Source organism: Ruegeria sp. B10 (assembly GCF_056539825.1).
This window is the reverse complement of the sequence record NZ_JBQFVP010000018.1, coordinates 57,494-74,730: the sequence shown is the minus strand read 5'-3', so window position 1 is coordinate 74,730 and position 17,237 is coordinate 57,494. Positions and strand designations below refer to the sequence as shown.

Here is a 17,237-nt window from a genome sequence, read left to right as displayed (position 1 = left end):
CGGCGCCGGCGTTGTGTCGAAAATCACTGAATAAGTCGCGCAAGCGAATGATCAGACGGAAAGGGCGTCCCTCGGGACGCCCTTTTTTTGTTTGAGCCATACGGTTTCGAGGAGGGCCTAAACGTGTTCGAACTGAGATGACGCTTAGAAAGTTCGCGGTCGTTAAGGGGCAAAAACGGATTGAGATTTCTTAATCCAAAGTCCACCTCAACCAAAGACAGAAAACCCACATGTGATCTGAAACAAAAAGCGGGGCGTGCGCCGGTCGAGCCGCTGACGTAACTAGGAGGAAATCATGTTGGGTTTTGAATTCTTGACCTATGGGACGCAAATCCTTCACAGCAAGGATCTGGAGGACATGCGTGATGCCATCCTTAGTGACGACGACCAAGAAATCGACTGTGATATCAGTGAGTTTAGCCGCGAGCGTAAGCGTTTCGACGTCCGGCTTGCCGAGCAGCCTAACAGAATCTGAAGCACTAAAGCACGTCCAGAACCTGTGTCGTCAACCGGCTTATTCACTTTAGCGTGGGGTGAAAACCTTCCAGACCAAGTCGGTTTTCTCTGAATGCTCAATTGTCGCGTGCAGGCTGTACACCTCGCCCATAGTTCTTTAGCGCGTTCTTGTTGCGAAGTTGCTCCTGAAGATCAGTTCTTGGTGCTGGATCGCGTCGCTCTTTAAGGCGGGACAAAGCCAACAAACCCCTTGCCAAACCCCACCAACCCCACTAATACGCGCGAGTTCTCGATAAGAACGTCAAGGCGGGGTGATTCCCGCCTTTTGGGTTCGAAGAGGGTTGGCGATGCGCGTCCGTCCTCCTCTCAACCTCAACGCCTAAAAAAAGGCTGCTAATATGCAAAGCCAAAACATCCGTATTCGGCTGAAGGCATTTGACTATCGCGTTCTGGATGCCAGTACGCAAGAGATCGTCAACACTGCCAAGCGGACCGGCGCGAACGTGCGCGGCCCGATCCCGCTGCCGAACAAGATTGAGAAGTTCACGGTTCTCCGTGGCCCTCACGTCGACAAGAAATCCCGCGACCAGTTCGAGATCCGTACGCACAAGCGTCTGCTCGACATCGTTGATCCGACCCCCCAGACCGTTGACGCGCTGATGAAGCTCGACCTCGCTGCTGGTGTGGACGTCGAGATCAAGCTGCAGTCGTAAGATCGGAGGGTATAGATTATGCGCTCTGGTATTATCGCAAAAAAAGTCGGTATGACCCGTCTGTTCATGGAAGACGGCAAGCAGATCCCTGTGACCGTTCTTCACCTGGACAACCTGCAGGTTGTTGCACAGCGTACCGCTGACAAAGACGGCTACACCGCCGTTCAGCTGGGCGCCGGTGCTGCCAAGGCAAAACGCACCTCGAAAGCCATGCGCGGCCACTATGCCGCTGCCAAGGTTGAACCCAAGCGTAAGCTGGTCGAGTTCCGCGTCTCCGAAGATGGTCTGATCGATGTGGGTGCCGAGATTTCGGCAGAACACTTCCTGGAAGGTCAAAAAGTTGACGTTTCGGGCACCTCGATCGGTAAAGGCTTTGCCGGTGCGATGAAGCGCTGGAACTTTGGTGGTCTGCGCGCCTCGCACGGTGTTTCGATCAGCCACCGTTCGCACGGTTCGACCGGTCAGTGTCAGGATCCGGGTAAGGTTTTCAAAGGCAAGAAGATGGCCGGTCACATGGGTGCTGCCCGTGTAACCACCCAGAATCTGGAAGTCGTCAAAACCGACGCCGACCGGAACCTGGTCTTCATCAAAGGCGCCGTTCCTGGACCGAAATCGGGCTGGGTCACCGTCAAGGACGCCGTGAAGAAGAAAGCACCGGAAGGCCTGCCTTTCCCGGCTGCTGTGAAACCGGCTGCAACCGAAGCACCTGCGGAAGAAGCTCCCGCGGAAGGTGGTGAAGCATGAAACTTGATGTAATCAAACTGGACGGCGGCAAAGCCGGCGACATCGAGCTGAACGCCGATCTGTTCGGTCTCGAGCCGCGTGCGGACATCCTGCACCGTGTGGTCCGTTGGCAGCGCAACAACGCGCAGGCCGGCACTCACAAGGTCAAGACCCGCTCGGAAACCAGCTACTCGACCAAGAAGATCTATCGCCAGAAGGGCACCGGTGGCGCACGCCATGGTGACCGCAACGCGCCGATCTTCCGTGGTGGTGGTATCTACAAAGGCCCCGTCGTGCGTTCGCACGGCCACGATCTGCCCAAGAAGTTCCGCAAGCTTGGCCTGCGCCACGCTCTGTCGGCCAAAGCCAAGGCAGGTGAACTGGTTGTGATCGAGAACGCCGAAGCCGAAGGCAAGACTGCTGCTCTGGCCAAACAGGTTGCAAACCTGGGCTGGAAACGTGCTCTGGTCATCGACGGCGCGACCGTGAACGAAGGGTTCCTGAAAGCGTCCAAGAACATCGAAGGTCTGGATATCCTGCCGACGATGGGCGCAAACGTCTATGACATCCTCAAGCGTGACACCCTGGTGCTCACCAAAGCGGCTGTCGAAGCACTGGAGGCTCGTCTGAAATGAGCGCGAAGGCAGAACACTACGACGTGATCCGCAAGCCGATCATCACCGAAAAGTCGACCATGGCGTCCGAAAACGGCGCGGTTGTCTTTGAAGTGGCGATCGACAGCAACAAGCCGCAGATCAAAGAGGCCGTTGAGGCACTGTTTGGTGTGAAGGTCAAAGCGGTGAACACCACCGTGACCAAAGGCAAGGTCAAGCGGTTCCGCGGCCAGCTGGGCCGTCGGAAAGACGTCAAAAAAGCATATGTGACCCTGGAAGAGGGCAACACAATCGACGTGAGCACCGGTCTTTGATCCGACGCTTACTGCGACTATTCACGGCCTCGGCGGTTCAACCCGCCGGGGCCGATTTCGTTTCGGACCCTGAAACTGTGCGTGCGCAGGTTCTGGAGCAGATGCGGGCGTTCGGCGCCGAGCCTTATTTTCAGATCGCCGATGAAAAGCTGGGGCTGCTGTCGGTTTTTGATGATCTGAAATACGACCGCGCAGATGTGGACATGATCTCTCCGGCGATGCGCAAGCATGTGGTCGGCAAGCTTGGCCCGCTGGGGTTCCGTCAGACCTCGGGCACGGTGTTGGAGCACGCCGAGGCCGATATGCGCGTGCACATTCCCAAGTTCCACGCCCTTGGCGCGTCACCTTTCGATATCGCGCGCTATACCGAGAAACGCCCGCAGGACTACTGCCTGCTGACGCCCACGCAGGTGGCCTGCCAGTACGTGGATCACTATGAGTTGGACGACGCGGTGCAGCGGATTGAGGCGTTGATTGCGAAGCACCCGATCAACCTGCTCAAACTGGCGGATTATCTGGAAGGCAAACCCAAACACCGCGTCTTTCGCGAGGTGCTGGGGCATATCAAGCTCAAGCAACGGATCGCGGTGGAATCCGAGCCGCTGTGCCGCAGGCGGTCTTTAGGGTGAGTACTTGGTGAAGCCTTTGTTGTGTGATCGATAGACACCGCTGCGATACCGGAATCTGCGTATGCAACAGAAACGATCAAATCGACTTGTTATTGCGTCTTGATAGTAATCTGCGACGCAAGGACCTCTGCTCTACGCACACAGAGCGCTGACCCCAGAAAGATGATACAACAACAATAAGTTTCAAATACAATGTCATAAGAACCTGAGAAGTGTCACCGCCAGTTCGTGGAGGTATCGAAATTGAGATTGTCTGTCTTTTGCGTTTTTACCCTGGTCTTGCCGTTTCCCTGTTTTTCGCAGGAATCAGCTCCAACCGACATTAAGAATGCCATTCTGACCAGCAGATCAGGCGATTGCGCTGACTACATTGGTAGCTACAAAGCGGACGTCGAAGATATCCAAAAGGGCAACTCCTACGAGGCACAAGTCAAGATAGACGCCGACAACGAGACTTGTACAATTGCTACGAATGGGACACCCAACCATGACTTCAATGGTGCGACAGCACGATTTGCCAATGACTTTCGTCCCTTGTTGAGTGAATTCCAAATTACGCGAAAGCCAGAAAAGGCTACAAACCTGAGTCCCCTCGGCCAACAGGCATACAACGCCATATTGTTGAATGGCGTACCTGTGGATTTGCTTTCGGCAGGTTGCTATCGACCAGATGCTCCCCGAGCTGACAAAAACGGCAACGTGCTTGCTGGTTGTACCATCCGCGACCCGTGGCTGATCGATCCGCCATCTTACGATAGGTACTTTGGGGTTGATTTACATAATGCGCATACACAGCCAGATGGCAGGTATCACTACCATTCGAACCCGAACGCACTGTTCGATGACCGACAGTTTGATGCGCCTTCTCCAGTAATCGGTTTTGCGTCAGACGGTTTCCCGATATACGGAACAATCTTCGAGGATAGCGACGGGAAAATTCGAGCGGCCCTCTCGGGCTATGAGTTGAAGTCTACGGAGAGGCCAAAACCGCCGAACGGCCCGGGTGGTATGCCGGATGGCACTTACATTGAAGACTATGAGTTCACAGGCAATGGAGATCTGGATGAATGCAATGGTATGACCGTTGATGGTCAATACGGGTACTATGTCACAAGCTCGTATCCATGGATTCTGAATTGCTACAAAGGAACTCCCAACCCTTCGTTCCGAAAGTGATTTGGAAACGGTTGTCCAAAACTGTTCAATCTGTGGCGCCACCGGTAAGAATTAACGAGTGCTATCGAGATTTGCAGCATGCACTTGGCTAGCTTGAAAGAATCCGCCGCCGCCTATAGACACCCATCCCCAACCCTGTTACACGCTCCCAATCTTGCGGCCTCGGATTCGTTCCGGGGCCTCTGATATTTGTAACCGGGGACCTTCGGGGCCCTATACCCTTGGCACCTACGGGGGCCTATCACATAGCGGGGAAACCCCTCGCACTTGCTAAACGGAAGACAGAAAGCATGGCACTCAAGTCGTACAAGCCGACGACGCCGGGCCAGCGCGGGCTGGTGCTGATCGACCGTTCGGAGCTTTGGAAAGGACGTCCGGTCAAGTCTCTCACTGAGGGTTTGACCAAGTCGGGCGGCCGGAACAACACCGGACGGATCACTTCACGCCGCCGCGGCGGTGGCGCAAAGCGTCTCTACCGGATCGTTGACTTCAAACGGAACAAATTTGATGTCGCGGCAACCGTCGAGCGGATCGAATATGACCCGAACCGGACCGCATTCATCGCACTGGTAAAATACGAAGACGGCGAGCAGGCATATATCCTGGCTCCGCAGCGTCTGGCTGTTGGTGACAAAGTCGTGGCATCCGCCAAGGCCGACATCAAGCCGGGCAACGCAATGCCGTTCTCGGGCATGCCCATCGGTACCATCGTCCACAACATCGAGATGAAGCCTGGTAAAGGCGGTCAGATCGCACGTGCGGCCGGTACTTACGCTCAGTTCGTTGGTCGCGATGGCGGCTACGCTCAGATCCGTCTGAGCTCGGGCGAGCTTCGCATGGTCCGTCAGGAATGCATGGCCACCATCGGTGCTGTGTCCAACCCCGACAACTCGAACCAAAACCTCGGTAAAGCCGGTCGCATGCGCCACAAGGGCGTTCGTCCGTCGGTTCGTGGTGTTGCAATGAACCCGATCGATCACCCGCACGGTGGTGGTGAAGGTCGTACCTCGGGTGGCCGTACACCGGTTACGCCGTGGGGTAAGGACACCAAGGGTAAGCGTACCCGCAACAAGAACAAAGCGTCCCAGAAGCTGATCATCCGCTCGCGGCACGCCAAGAAGAAGGGACGTTAATCCATGTCTCGCTCTGTTTGGAAGGGTCCTTTCGTCGATGCTTACGTGCTGAAAAAAGCCGAAGCAGCGCGCGAGTCGGGCCGCAACGAAGTCATCAAAATCTGGTCGCGTCGTTCCACCATTCTGCCCCAGTTCGTGGGTCTGACCTTTGGTGTGTACAACGGCCAGAAGCACATTCCCGTCAACGTCTCGGAAGACATGATCGGTCAGAAGTTCGGTGAATACTCGCCGACCCGTACCTATTATGGCCACGCCGCAGACAAAAAAGCGAAGCGGAAGTAAGTCATGGGCAAGGAAAAGAACCCCCGCCGCGTGGCTGAAAACGAAGCAATGGCGAAAACCCGCATGCTTCGCACCAGCCCGCAGAAACTGAACCTGGTTGCGCAAATGATCCGCGGCAAGAAAGTTGAGAAGGCTCTGACCGACCTGACTTTCAGCAACAAGCGTGTCGCGCAGGACGTCAAGAAGTGCCTGCAGTCCGCAATCGCGAATGCCGAAAACAACCACAACCTGGACGTTGACGAGCTGATCGTCGCCGAAGCATGGGTTGGCAAGAACCTGGTCATGAAGCGCGGTCGTCCGCGTGCCCGTGGCCGTTTCGGCAAGATCATGAAGCCGTTCTCGGAGATCACCATCAAGGTGCGTCAAGTTGAGGAGCAAGCCTAATGGGTCATAAAGTAAATCCGATCGGCATGCGCCTGCAGGTCAACCGCACCTGGGACAGCCGCTGGTACGCCGACACCAAGGACTACGGTGATCTTCTGCTGGAAGACCTCAAGATCCGTGAGTTCATCAACAAAGAGTGCAAGCAGGCCGGTGTTGCCCGTGTGATCATCGAACGTCCGCACAAGAAGTGCCGCGTTACGATCCACACAGCACGTCCCGGTGTCATCATCGGCAAGAAAGGTGCAGACATCGAAGTTCTGCGCAAAAAGCTTGCTCGTATGACCGACAGCGAACTGCACCTGAACATCGTCGAAGTGCGCAAGCCCGAGCTTGACGCGCAGCTGGTTGCCGAGTCTATCGCTCAGCAGCTGGAACGTCGTGTTTCGTTCCGTCGCGCAATGAAGCGGTCGGTTCAGAACGCCATGCGCATGGGCGCCCTGGGTATCCGGGTGAACGTCGCTGGTCGTCTGGGCGGCGCCGAAATCGCACGGACCGAGTGGTACCGCGAAGGCCGCGTGCCTCTGCACACTCTGCGTGCCGACATCGATTACGCACATGCCGAAGCGATGACCCCCTACGGGATCATCGGGATCAAGGTCTGGATCTTCAAAGGTGAGATCATGGAGCACGATCCGCAGGCACGTGACCGTAAAGCACAGGAACTCCAGGACGGCCCTGCACCTCGTGGTGCTGGTGGCGGTCGTCGCTAAGGAGGGAAAGATATGCTTCAACCAAAGCGTACTAAATTCCGCAAGATGCACAAAGGCCGGATCAAGGGTCTCGCCAAGGGCGGCTCTGATCTGAACTTTGGCACCTACGGCCTGAAAGCTCTTGAGCCTGAGCGTGTAACTGCACGCCAGATCGAAGCTGCACGTCGTGCCATGACGCGTCACATGAAGCGTCAGGGTCGTGTTTGGATCCGCATCTTCCCCGACACTCCGGTCACGGCTAAGCCGATCGAAGTTCGTATGGGTAAAGGTAAAGGTTCGGTCGACCGCTGGGCCTGCAAAGTCAAGCCTGGCCGCGTGATGTTCGAGATCGACGGCGTCAATGACGACATCGCCCGCGAGGCCCTGCGCCTGGCCGCGATGAAGCTGCCGATCAAGACCCGCGTCGTGGTTCGCGAAGACTGGTAAGCGACTGGGGAAACCCGAACAGAATTGCCCCCGCCGAGAAATCGGTGGGGGCTTTTTCGTTTATGACCTCTCGCAAACCCGTTAGGCGCCCAATTCCGAGATTCAATACCGGCATTGCAAAAAAGATGGGGCTCAGGGGTGGCATATTCTCTCATCTGGTGAAAAGAAGCGCTCGCAAAACCTTCTCAATCAGAGCTTGGGTCGATCACCCTCCGACACGGCTTGAGCGCGTACCGTGCCTTGGCTCTGAAACCCCGCTGAAAGACCGAGGACACGTATGGGCCTTATTTGCCGGGACGTTATGGTCCCCCCTGAAAAACAGAAGACAATTCATCCCGATGATACAGTCGCCAAGGCGTTTGAGATCATCCGCGACAGCCGCGCCCGGTTCTTGCCGGTGGTGGGGGATGACGGTAGCTTCCAAGGCGTTTTCACCGCACCCACGCTGATCAAGATGATCCTGCCGCGTGCGGCCCGTATTGGCGTCAGCGATGAGACATCGCGCGTTGCGATCAGCCATCTCAGCTTTATGGATCTGACCAAGGAAGACATCAGCGAACAGATCAAGCGCCTGAACGAGGAGCGGGTCGGAGATCACATGTCGAACCCGGCAAACATCCCGGTTCTCGCACCCGACACGCCGGTGATGGAAGGCATTTTCCTGATCCACAAATTCAAACGCCACGTTTTCCTCGTGGAACCCGAGACCAATCGCTTCGTCGGCTCTGTCAGCCCGAACTCGTTGATTGATCACGCGCTGAGCTAACCCCTAAAGACCGGATCAGACCATTGACCGACCATTCCGTTTCGCATGGAGAACACGCGTTCTCCGTACCTCAACTGTTGGGGATTGACCCTCTGTGGGTCGCCACCGGTATCCTGATTGCTGTTTATGCCGTCCTGGTAACCGAAAAAGTAAACCGCGCCATTCTGGCCATGCTGGGGGCATCGCTGATGGTGCTGTTCGGCATCATCAACCAGGAACAGGCCGTCGCGGGCGTTGATGCCAACACCTTGGCGCTGCTGATTGGCATGATGGTGATCGTCGGGATCACCAGTAAATGTGGGTTGTTCCAATTCGTCGCCATCAAGGCCGCAAAGGCGGTCAAGGCCAATCCAACCGGCATCCTGATCATGCTGACGCTGATCACGGCGGTGTTCTCGGCTCTGCTCGACAACGTGACCACTGTTCTGTTGATCGCACCGATTACCCTGCTGATCACGGACGCACTGGAAACGCGCGTTTACCCGTTCTTTTTCGCCGAGATTCTGGCCTCGAATGTGGGCGGTACGGCTACTCTGATTGGTGACCCGCCGAACATCATCATTGGCTCGGCTGCGGGCCTCAGCTTTAATGACTTCGTGGTCAATCTTGCGCCGATCTCGGCCATCTGTCTGGTGGTGCTGACTGGTATCATTTACCTGATGAACCGCCGCACGCTGGCCGCCATCCCCAAATCGGCCTGCGAAAAGATCATGCGTTTCAACGAAAACGAAGCGATCAGCGATGTCGGCCTGATGATCAAATCCCTGTCGGTTCTGGCGCTGACCCTTCTTGGCTTCACGCTTGGCCATGGCTACGGGATCCAGCCGGGCACCTCGGCGCTGGCCGGTGCCGCGTTGCTGATGCTGCTGGCCTACGGGCATCAACACGGCGAAGAACAGTCCGAATCCGTGCACCACATCTTTGGTGAGGTCGAATGGATCACGATCTTCTTCTTCGGTGGTCTCTTCGTCATCGTTGCAGGTGTCGAGCATGTCGGCCTGCTTGAGTTCTTCGGTGAGAAAGTGCTGGAGCTGACCGAAGGCGACATGATGTGGACCGCGTTCTTCATCTTCTGGGCCTCGGGTATCTTGTCGGCCATTCTGGATAACATCCCTTTTGTGGCGACGATGATCCCTCTGATCGAGTCCACGGCTGACACGTTTGGCGGGCCCGATGCGATTGAGCCTCTGTGGTGGTCGCTGGCTCTGGGCGCCTGCCTGGGCGGCAACGGGACCTTGCTGGGCGCAAGTGCCAACCTGACGGTTGCGGCCTTTGCCGAAAAGGCGAAGCAACCGATTGGCTTCGTCAAATTCGCGCTCATGGCCTTCCCGATCATGATCCTGACCCTGATGATCGCCAACGTCTACCTCTGGCTGTGCTACTTCTACTAAAGCGCCAAACGAAAGATCGCACCCGAGCAGCCGCTTTTCTGAGGCGGCTGCTCTCGCCCTTGTGCTTCGGCTGGGATATAGCCGGGGCATGGCACAGATTGAATCACTCTTCGTTACCCGTCTCTATCGCGCAGCTTTGTCCGAGTTCGATCCCAAGATCGACGCGGGTGAGCTGGAAAACTCCTGCCTTGCTATTGCCGAGGATGATGAGGCCGGGCAGGAATGGTGTGAAGAGAACGGCTATCCCGGCTATACCAGCTACGCCTCGCTGACTGATTTGCCCTGGCGATTCCCGATCTTTAGCGACCTGGTGAAAGCGCTGGATCAGCACGTCGCTGCCTTTGCCAAGGATTTGGAATTTGATCTGGGTGAGGGTGCGCTGAAGCTTGAAGACCTTTGGATCAACATCCTGCCCGAGGGCGGCATGCACTCCAGCCATTTGCACCCGCACAGCGTGATCTCGGGCACGACCTATGTTGTGATGCCGGACGGGGCGAGCGCGCTGAAGTTGGAGGATCCGCGTTCAGGTCGCATGATGGCCGCGCCGACGCGCCTAAAATTTGGGCGAAGGGACTTGCAACCTTTCATTTATGTTCAACCTCAAGTGGGGGATGTGCTACTTTGGGAAAGTTGGCTGCGCCACGAAGTTCCGATGAATATGGCCGAGGATGATCGAATCAGCGTCAGTTTCAACTATAAGTGGGAATGAGAGTGAAAACCCTCAATGTTGATTAAATTTTTTTTAGGCAGTTCTTTTCTAGTAGCGCTACTGGCGTCTTCGGTTAGTGCGGAGTGTCCCAGTAAAGAACACGTTGATACCGGCATTGTTCTTGTCCGCGAGCCTGGCAAAAATCTGGATGACATCGAATACGTCTCTCATGCAGGGGGTATTCTTGCGAGTACCGTCGACCCGGGGGCAAATGAAACTAGGCGAGAAGTCTATTTTGCCCATCCAATCTTGCCTCCCCAAGGGTTGCCCGACACAAAATGGTTCCGAAGTTATGAGCGAAAATTGGACTCGCTAGATATCCTGGACAGTCAAAAGAAGTGGACCTCAGACTTCGTCGACTATCCCAACACTGACAATGCCCAGTCGGGTTCAATTGAGGTTGAGTTTCAAAGATACCGGATTGAAAGAGTTGGAGCCTGCAAGTATCGAGTTTGGGATGTCTTGCTCAAAGAGAGTGTCGAGGGCTCCCACGCGTTTACTGAACGGATGCTATATGCCCCAGAGCTGCAAATAGTGCTGAGAAGAGGCGTGGCTGCTGGTGACTCGTTACCTGTATTGGACAGCGGATTTCACCAATTGCAAATCAAAGACGACAATTCATAGGCCGCAGCTTCAACCCGGCGTCGGTGAAATACGGTTTTTCTGTCCAAGTCGCACCCTAAAACTTCTTCTTGCCACGCACCCCCCAAACCCTTATACGGCGGCATCCTACGGTCTCCCGGCGTTGTCGGGCGATTCGTATGTCTATCATTCATCCACCAGGTCAAAGGTGACCCGTGTACGGGGCCTTCTGGTGTTTTGAGCAAAGGAAAAAGGCGATGAACGCCCAAGAACTGCGTGACAAGACCCCGGACCAGCTCCGCGAAGAACTGGCCAACCTGAAGAAAGAAAGCTTTAACCTGCGCTTTCAACAGGCAACCGGTCAGCTGGAAAACACAGCCGGTATCAAAGCGGCCCGCCGCAATGCTGCCCGCGTCAAAACCATTCTGAACCAAAAGGCCGCTGCTGCGGCATCCGAGGAGTAATCAGATGCCCAAGCGTATCCTGTCCGGCACCGTAACCAGCGATGCCAACGAACAGACCGTAACCGTTTCCGTTGAGCGTCGCTTTACGCATCCGGTTCTGAAGAAAACCATCCGTAAGTCCAAGAAATACCGGGCTCACGATGAAAAGAACGCCTTCAAGGTCGGCGACACCGTACGCATCATCGAATGCGCGCCGAAATCGAAGACGAAACGTTGGGAAGTTCTGGAAGCGTAAGCTACCGGGATTTTTCCATTTGTCGAAACCCTGGGGGATCTAACGAGACCAGCCCCCACAGGTCGGGAGAAACCACATGATCCAGATGCAGACCAATCTGGATGTCGCTGACAACTCCGGCGCACGCCGAGTTCAGTGCATCAAGGTCCTGGGTGGTTCCAAGCGTAAATACGCCTCCGTCGGCGACATCATTGTCGTCTCGGTGAAGGAAGCCATCCCGCGCGGCCGCGTAAAGAAAGGTGACGTCCGTAAGGCCGTCGTCGTACGCACCGCCAAGGAAGTCCGCCGCGAAGACGGCACCGCGATCCGTTTCGATCGCAACGCCGCCGTCATCCTGAACAACAACAACGAGCCCGTAGGTACCCGTATCTTTGGCCCCGTTGTTCGCGAACTGCGCGGCAAGAACTTCATGAAAATCATCTCGCTGGCTCCGGAGGTGCTGTAATCATGGCTGCTAAACTCCGCAAAGGCGACAAGGTCGTCGTGCTGGCCGGCAAGGACAAGGGCAAAGAGGGGACTATCACCTCGGTTGACCCGAAAGCCGGTAAAGCTGTTGTCGATGGCATCAACATCGCCATCCGCCACACCCGTCAGTCGCAAACCTCGCAAGGTGGTCGCCTGCCTCAGGCAAACCCGATCGAGCTGTCGAACCTGGCGCTGCTGGACAAGAACGGCAAAGCAACCCGCGTTGGCTTCCGCATGGAAGGTGACAAGAAGGTTCGCTTCGCCAAGACCACAGGGGACGTGATCGATGCTTGATTCCGCAACCTACACCCCGCGTCTGAAAGCTCAGTACGTTGAAACCATCCGTGCCGCTCTGAAAGAAGAGTTCGGCTACAAGAACGACATGCAGCTGCCCAAGCTGGACAAAATCGTTCTGAACATCGGTTGTGGTGCTGAGGCGGTCAAAGACTCGAAGAAAGCGAAAGCTGCTGTCGAAGATCTGACTGCGATTGCTGGTCAAAAGGCCGTTGCAACCAAGGCGAAGAAGTCGATCGCGGGTTTCCGCGTCCGTGAAGACATGCCGCTGGGCGCGAAAGTGACCCTGCGCGGTGACCGGATGTACGAATTCCTGGATCGCCTGATCACCATCGCGCTGCCGCGCGTTCGTGACTTCCGCGGTGTTAAGCCTTCTTTCGATGGTCAGGGCAACTTTGCCATGGGCATGAAAGAGCACATCGTGTTCCCGGAAATCGACTTCGACAAGGTCGACGAGGTCTGGGGCCTGGATATCGTAATTGCCACCACAGCGAAAACCGACGCTGAAGCGAAGAGCCTGTTGAAAGCATTCAACATGCCGTTCAACGCGTAAGCGCCGGGAGGATTGAGACATGGCTAAAAAAGCAATGATCGAACGCGAAAAGAAGCGCGAACGCCTGGTGGCCAAATATGCCGCAAAGCGTGCCGAGCTGAAAGAAATCGCGAATGACGAGAGCCGCCCGATGGAAGAGCGTTTCAAAGCGCGTCTGAAACTGGCGAAACTGCCGCGCAACAGCTCGGCTACCCGTCTGCACAACCGTTGTCAGCTGACCGGTCGTCCCCACGCTTACTACCGTAAGCTGAAGGTCAGCCGTATCGCGCTGCGCGAGCTGGGTTCTGCTGGTCAGATCCCCGGCATGGTGAAATCGAGCTGGTAAGGGAGACATAGATATGAATGATCCTATCGGCGATATGCTCACCCGTATCCGCAACGCGCAAATGCGCGGCAAGTCCACCGTTTCCACCCCGGCTTCCAAGCTGCGCGGTTGGGTTCTGGACGTGCTGGCGGACGAAGGCTACATCCGTGGCTATGAAAAGACGACCGGTGCAAACGGTCATCCGGCCATCGAAATCAGCCTGAAGTACTACGAAGGCACCCCTGTTATTCGCGAGCTGAAGCGGGTTTCGAAACCCGGTCGTCGCGTCTACATGGGCGTCAATGACATCCCGCAGGTCCGTCAGGGTCTGGGCGTGTCGATTGTCAGCACTCCGAAAGGTGTGATGTCGGACGCAAACGCTCGCTCCAACAATGTTGGCGGCGAAGTGCTCTGCACCGTCTTCTAAGGAGGTCTGCAATGTCTCGTATTGGTAAAAAACCGGTCGAGCTGCCCAGCGGCGTTACCGCCTCTGTGTCGGGTCAGACCATCGAAGTGAAGGGGCCGAAAGGCACCCGCAGCTTCACCGCCACCGACGACGTTACGCTGTCGGTTGAAGACAACGTGGTCAAGATCGACCCCCGTGGCATGTCCAAGCGTGCCCGCCAGCAGTGGGGCATGAGCCGCACCATGGTTGCCAACCTGGTAACCGGTGTGACCGAAGGCTTCAAAAAAGAGCTGGAGATCCAGGGTGTTGGTTACCGGGCTCAGATGCAGGGCAACACCCTGAAGCTGAACCTGGGCTACAGCCACGATGTTGATTTCACTGCTCCGGAAGGTGTAACCATCACCGCGCCGAAGCAGACCGAGATCGTTGTGGAAGGTATCGACCAGCAGCAGGTGGGCGAAGTCGCGGCCAAAATCCGCGAATGGCGCCGTCCCGAGCCGTACAAAGGCAAGGGCATCCGCTACAAGGGCGAGTTCATCTTCCGCAAGGAAGGCAAGAAGAAGTAAGGACGCAAACAATGGCAAACAGCAAAAGAACCCTGTTTCTGAAGCGCCGCCTGCGCGTTCGGAACAAACTTCGCAAAGTCAACGCCGGCCGTGTACGCCTGTCGGTTCACCGTTCGAACAAGAACATCAGCGTTCAGCTGATCGACGACGTTCGCGGCGTGACCCTGGCATCGGCCTCGACCCTGGAAAAAGATCTGGGTGTTGTTGGCAAGAACAACGTCGAAGCGGCCACCAAAGTGGGCGCGGCCATCGCCGAGCGTGCCAAGAAGGCAGGCGTCGAAGAGGCCTATTTCGATCGTGGTGGCTTCCTGTTCCACGGCAAGGTGAAGGCAGTTGCCGACGCCGCGCGTGAAGGTGGTCTGAAGATCTAAGACTTGCGGGCGGGTTTCGATCCGCCCCGATGATCCGGGGGCCTCGGCAACAGTCGGGGCTCACTTGGATTGAAGCAAACGGCGCCGTATGCGCCACATGAGAAAAGGGATGCCAAATGGCAGAACGTGAAAACCGTCGGGGCCGTGGCCGCGACCGTGAAGAAGCACCGGAATTTGCAGATCGTCTGGTCGCAATCAACCGCGTGTCGAAAACCGTAAAAGGTGGTAAGCGCTTTGGCTTCGCCGCTCTGGTGGTTGTCGGCGATCAGAAAGGCCGCGTCGGCTTTGGCAAAGGTAAAGCGAAAGAAGTACCTGAGGCCATCCGTAAGGCGACTGAGCAAGCCAAGCGTCAGATGATCCGCGTACAACTGCGCGAAGGTCGTACTCTGCACCACGACATCGAGGGCCGTCACGGCGCTGGTAAAGTGGTTATGCGCACCGCACCTGAAGGTACTGGTATCATCGCCGGTGGTCCGATGCGTGCCGTGTTCGAAATGCTGGGCGTTAAGGACGTTGTGTCCAAGTCGCTGGGCTCGCAGAACCCGTACAACATGATCCGCGCCACCATCAACGGCCTGCAGAAAGAGCAGAGCCCGCGTTCGGTTGCCGCACGTCGTGGTAAAAAAGTTGCCGACATCCTGCCCAAGCGGGACGAAGCACCGGCTGAAGCCGAAGCGTAAGGAGTAGCGAGCAATGGCAAAAACCATCGTCGTCAAGCAGATCGGTTCTCCGATCCGTCGCCCCGCCGAACAGCGCGCAACCCTGATCGGCCTGGGCCTGAACAAGATGCACCGCACCCGTGAACTGGAGGATACTCCTTCGGTCCGCGGCATGGTCAACAAGATCCCGCATCTGGTTGAGATCATCGAAGAGCGCGGCTAAGCGCCCTCTGAATATTTTCTTGGAAACGCCTCTGACCTGTGTCAGGGGCGTTTTCTTTTGCCCGAGTGCATCTGCGAATCGCCTCGTTCGACCGCCTACCCCACACCTTGAAGAGGGTCGATCCGCCCGCTGAATCCGAAGGCAATAACGGCGCAGAGGTCCTCTTGCGAGGCTGAGTTTCAGCTTTCCCAATGCCGAAATTTATCTTTTCTTAAATGGGGTTAGAAGATCGAAAAGAGTTTCGTTTGCGGTCCCACAAACGCTTGCAAAGCCGATTTCGCCTCTGACAGAGTGGCCGGGCAAGAACCGGGAGCAGGGGCTGACTATGGCGCGCGACTATCTCAAAAAGGCGATGCTGACGGCGCAATCTGATGCGCCCGAGGTTCACGATACGGTCAAGACCATCCTGGCGGAGATCGAAGCAGGTGGCGATGCGAAAGCGCTGCAATATGCGGCCAAGTTCGACAGGTTCGACGGCAACGTTCTGATGACGCAGGACGAGATTGACGCCGCAATTGCGCGGGTCCCCGAAAAGCTGAAGGCGGATATCCGTTTCGCCCACAACAACGTCCGCCATTTTGCCGAGGCGCAAAAGGCCACGATGACCGACGTCCAAACCGAGATCGTGCCCGGAGTGATCGCTGGTCAAAAGGCGATCCCAGTGGATGCGGCGGGGTGCTATGTGCCCGGCGGTCGTTACAGCCATATCGCCAGTGCAATCATGACCGTAACAACCGCCAAGGTCGCCGGATGCCGCCACATCATCGCGTGTTCTCCTCCGAAACCGGATGAGGGTGTTGCGCCTGCAGTAGTCTATGCGGCCCATATCTGTGGGGCCGACAGTATTCTGGCGATGGGAGGGGTGCAGGGTGTCGCCGCGATGCGATACGGCCTGTTCGGCCTGCCACGCGCAAATATCCTTGTAGGGCCGGGGAACCAATTCGTCGCGGAGGCCAAGCGCATCCTCTACGGTGAAGTTGGCATCGACATGATTGCAGGACCGACCGATAGTCTAGTCCTTGCCGACAGCAGTGCGGACCCGCTTGTTGTGGCCACCGATCTCGTGAGTCAGGCGGAACACGGGTATAACTCTCCTGTCTGGCTGGTGACAGATGACCGGGCGCTTGCGCAGAATGTCATGACACTGGTGCCCGAACTGATCGCAGATCTTCCTGACCTGAACCGAGAAAACGCGGCTGCTGCATGGCGCGACTATGCCGAGGTCATCGTTTGTTCGGATCGCGAAGAGATGGCCGCCTGCTCCGATGACTACGCGCCGGAACACCTAACCGTTCAGGCCGATGACTTGGAATGGTGGCTGGACCGTCTGACCTGCTATGGCTCTTTGTTTCTGGGGGAAGAGACCACTGTATCCTATGGGGACAAGGCAACGGGCACAAACCACGTCCTGCCGACCTCAGGGGCGGCCAGCTACACGGGCGGGCTGAGCGTCCACAAATACATGAAAATCGTGACATGGCAGCGGGCGACTCGGGAAGGTTCAAAACCCATAGCCCTTGCCACCGCTCGGATTTCGCGTGTGGAAGGGATGGAGGGGCATGCACGGGCGGCCGATGTACGCCTCGCCAAGTATTTCCCGGATGAGGAATTTGATCTGCGTGCCGAGGGATGATCGGTCCAACCACCACCTGCCAAACTGTTCTCTGGCCTTGATACCGCACTGGGTAC

28 protein-coding genes are annotated in these 17,237 nt (G+C 56.6%); all 28 read left to right on the top strand.

From position 1 onward, the window contains the following. The first annotated feature begins 295 nt into the window (after window positions 1-295). The 28 genes from ACR0J4_RS21125 to hisD all read left to right on the top strand — a co-directional run bounded on the left by ACR0J4_RS21125 (window position 296) and on the right by hisD (window position 17,181). Window positions 296-475, top strand: coding sequence for a hypothetical protein (locus tag ACR0J4_RS21125; protein ID WP_170643923.1), 180 nt, complete (start codon window positions 296-298; stop codon window positions 473-475). 379 nt (window positions 476-854) lie between these two features. Further along, the gene (gene rpsJ, locus ACR0J4_RS21120) at window positions 855-1,169 is read left to right on the top strand and encodes a 30S ribosomal protein S10 (RefSeq protein ID WP_008756422.1); all 315 of its coding nucleotides are present in this window, start codon (window positions 855-857) and stop codon (window positions 1,167-1,169) included. Between the two features lie 18 nt (window positions 1,170-1,187). Next, window positions 1,188-1,913 (top strand): 50S ribosomal protein L3, encoded by a 726-nt coding sequence (gene rplC / locus ACR0J4_RS21115; protein ID WP_170643921.1) that lies wholly within the window; start codon window positions 1,188-1,190, stop codon window positions 1,911-1,913. Next, on the top strand, window positions 1,910-2,527 hold the full coding sequence (gene rplD / locus ACR0J4_RS21110; protein ID WP_170463489.1) for a 50S ribosomal protein L4: 618 nt from the start codon (window positions 1,910-1,912) through the stop codon (window positions 2,525-2,527). The genes rplC and rplD overlap by 4 nt, the downstream gene beginning before the upstream one ends. Next, window positions 2,524-2,820 (top strand): 50S ribosomal protein L23, encoded by a 297-nt coding sequence (locus ACR0J4_RS21105; protein ID WP_008757532.1) that lies wholly within the window; start codon window positions 2,524-2,526, stop codon window positions 2,818-2,820. Before rplD ends, ACR0J4_RS21105 begins: the two co-directional genes overlap by 4 nt. Next, entirely contained in the window at window positions 2,817-3,449 is a 633-nt protein-coding gene (locus ACR0J4_RS21100) for a hypothetical protein (RefSeq protein ID WP_170643919.1), read from the top strand. The genes ACR0J4_RS21105 and ACR0J4_RS21100 overlap by 4 nt, the downstream gene beginning before the upstream one ends. Before the next feature lie 243 nt (window positions 3,450-3,692). Beyond that, on the top strand, window positions 3,693-4,625 hold the full coding sequence (locus tag ACR0J4_RS21095; RefSeq protein ID WP_170747428.1) for a YHYH protein: 933 nt from the start codon (window positions 3,693-3,695) through the stop codon (window positions 4,623-4,625). A gap of 290 nt (window positions 4,626-4,915) precedes the next feature. Continuing rightward, entirely contained in the window at window positions 4,916-5,758 is an 843-nt protein-coding gene (rplB, locus tag ACR0J4_RS21090) for a 50S ribosomal protein L2 (RefSeq protein ID WP_120633917.1), read from the top strand. A 3-nt stretch (window positions 5,759-5,761) separates the two neighbouring features. Then, a complete protein-coding gene (gene rpsS / locus ACR0J4_RS21085; protein WP_005980699.1) occupies window positions 5,762-6,040 on the top strand; it encodes a 30S ribosomal protein S19 in 279 nt (92 codons plus the stop codon). 3 nt (window positions 6,041-6,043) lie between these two features. After that, window positions 6,044-6,424, top strand: a complete 381-nt coding sequence (gene rplV / locus ACR0J4_RS21080; RefSeq protein ID WP_039538267.1) for a 50S ribosomal protein L22 — start codon at window positions 6,044-6,046, stop codon at window positions 6,422-6,424. Beyond that, window positions 6,424-7,134 (top strand): 30S ribosomal protein S3, encoded by a 711-nt coding sequence (gene rpsC / locus ACR0J4_RS21075; RefSeq protein ID WP_008758042.1) that lies wholly within the window; start codon window positions 6,424-6,426, stop codon window positions 7,132-7,134. Before rplV ends, rpsC begins: the two co-directional genes overlap by 1 nt. Window positions 7,135-7,146: 12 nt before the next feature. Further along, entirely contained in the window at window positions 7,147-7,560 is a 414-nt protein-coding gene (gene rplP / locus ACR0J4_RS21070; RefSeq protein WP_058283513.1) for a 50S ribosomal protein L16, read from the top strand. 301 nt (window positions 7,561-7,861) lie between these two features. Next, complete coding sequence (locus ACR0J4_RS21065) at window positions 7,862-8,326, top strand: CBS domain-containing protein (RefSeq protein WP_170642080.1); 465 nt, start codon at window positions 7,862-7,864, stop codon at window positions 8,324-8,326. Window positions 8,327-8,349: 23 nt separating this feature from the next. Then, window positions 8,350-9,717 carry an ArsB/NhaD family transporter gene (locus ACR0J4_RS21060; protein WP_170643915.1) on the top strand — a complete coding sequence of 456 codons (1,368 nt, stop codon included), beginning with the start codon at window positions 8,350-8,352 and terminating at the stop codon, window positions 9,715-9,717. Between the two features lie 88 nt (window positions 9,718-9,805). Continuing rightward, on the top strand, window positions 9,806-10,426 hold the full coding sequence (locus ACR0J4_RS21055) for a 2OG-Fe(II) oxygenase family protein (protein ID WP_170643913.1): 621 nt from the start codon (window positions 9,806-9,808) through the stop codon (window positions 10,424-10,426). Between the two features lie 15 nt (window positions 10,427-10,441). Next, the gene (locus ACR0J4_RS21050; protein ID WP_170556423.1) at window positions 10,442-11,050 is read left to right on the top strand and encodes a Rossmann-fold NAD(P)-binding domain-containing protein; all 609 of its coding nucleotides are present in this window, start codon (window positions 10,442-10,444) and stop codon (window positions 11,048-11,050) included. A gap of 215 nt (window positions 11,051-11,265) precedes the next feature. Beyond that, entirely contained in the window at window positions 11,266-11,472 is a 207-nt protein-coding gene (gene rpmC, locus ACR0J4_RS21045; RefSeq protein WP_039538276.1) for a 50S ribosomal protein L29, read from the top strand. Between the two features lie 4 nt (window positions 11,473-11,476). Further along, window positions 11,477-11,707, top strand: a complete 231-nt coding sequence (rpsQ, locus tag ACR0J4_RS21040; RefSeq protein ID WP_008757253.1) for a 30S ribosomal protein S17 — start codon at window positions 11,477-11,479, stop codon at window positions 11,705-11,707. A 76-nt stretch (window positions 11,708-11,783) separates the two neighbouring features. Beyond that, window positions 11,784-12,152, top strand: a complete 369-nt coding sequence (gene rplN / locus ACR0J4_RS21035) for a 50S ribosomal protein L14 (protein WP_008757934.1) — start codon at window positions 11,784-11,786, stop codon at window positions 12,150-12,152. Between the two features lie 2 nt (window positions 12,153-12,154). Then, window positions 12,155-12,466, top strand: coding sequence for a 50S ribosomal protein L24 (rplX, locus tag ACR0J4_RS21030; protein WP_010437096.1), 312 nt, complete (start codon window positions 12,155-12,157; stop codon window positions 12,464-12,466). Further along, window positions 12,459-13,019: a 50S ribosomal protein L5 gene (rplE, locus tag ACR0J4_RS21025; RefSeq protein ID WP_170356680.1), complete on the top strand. Its 561-nt coding sequence runs from the start codon at window positions 12,459-12,461 to the stop codon at window positions 13,017-13,019. Before rplX ends, rplE begins: the two co-directional genes overlap by 8 nt. 19 nt (window positions 13,020-13,038) lie before the next feature. Beyond that, window positions 13,039-13,344, top strand: coding sequence for a 30S ribosomal protein S14 (rpsN, locus tag ACR0J4_RS21020; RefSeq protein WP_068340744.1), 306 nt, complete (start codon window positions 13,039-13,041; stop codon window positions 13,342-13,344). A gap of 13 nt (window positions 13,345-13,357) precedes the next feature. After that, window positions 13,358-13,750 carry a 30S ribosomal protein S8 gene (gene rpsH, locus ACR0J4_RS21015; RefSeq protein ID WP_170373360.1) on the top strand — a complete coding sequence of 131 codons (393 nt, stop codon included), beginning with the start codon at window positions 13,358-13,360 and terminating at the stop codon, window positions 13,748-13,750. Window positions 13,751-13,761: 11 nt separating this feature from the next. After that, window positions 13,762-14,295 (top strand): 50S ribosomal protein L6, encoded by a 534-nt coding sequence (rplF, locus tag ACR0J4_RS21010; protein WP_170373361.1) that lies wholly within the window; start codon window positions 13,762-13,764, stop codon window positions 14,293-14,295. Between the two features lie 11 nt (window positions 14,296-14,306). After that, window positions 14,307-14,666, top strand: coding sequence for a 50S ribosomal protein L18 (gene rplR / locus ACR0J4_RS21005; RefSeq protein WP_039523386.1), 360 nt, complete (start codon window positions 14,307-14,309; stop codon window positions 14,664-14,666). A gap of 116 nt (window positions 14,667-14,782) precedes the next feature. Next, window positions 14,783-15,346 (top strand): 30S ribosomal protein S5, encoded by a 564-nt coding sequence (rpsE, locus tag ACR0J4_RS21000; RefSeq protein WP_170356677.1) that lies wholly within the window; start codon window positions 14,783-14,785, stop codon window positions 15,344-15,346. Between the two features lie 13 nt (window positions 15,347-15,359). Beyond that, window positions 15,360-15,548, top strand: a complete 189-nt coding sequence (rpmD, locus tag ACR0J4_RS20995; RefSeq protein ID WP_074736195.1) for a 50S ribosomal protein L30 — start codon at window positions 15,360-15,362, stop codon at window positions 15,546-15,548. Between the two features lie 325 nt (window positions 15,549-15,873). Next, window positions 15,874-17,181 (top strand): histidinol dehydrogenase, encoded by a 1,308-nt coding sequence (gene hisD, locus ACR0J4_RS20990; RefSeq protein WP_170643911.1) that lies wholly within the window; start codon window positions 15,874-15,876, stop codon window positions 17,179-17,181. The last annotated feature ends 56 nt before the right edge of the window (window positions 17,182-17,237 follow it).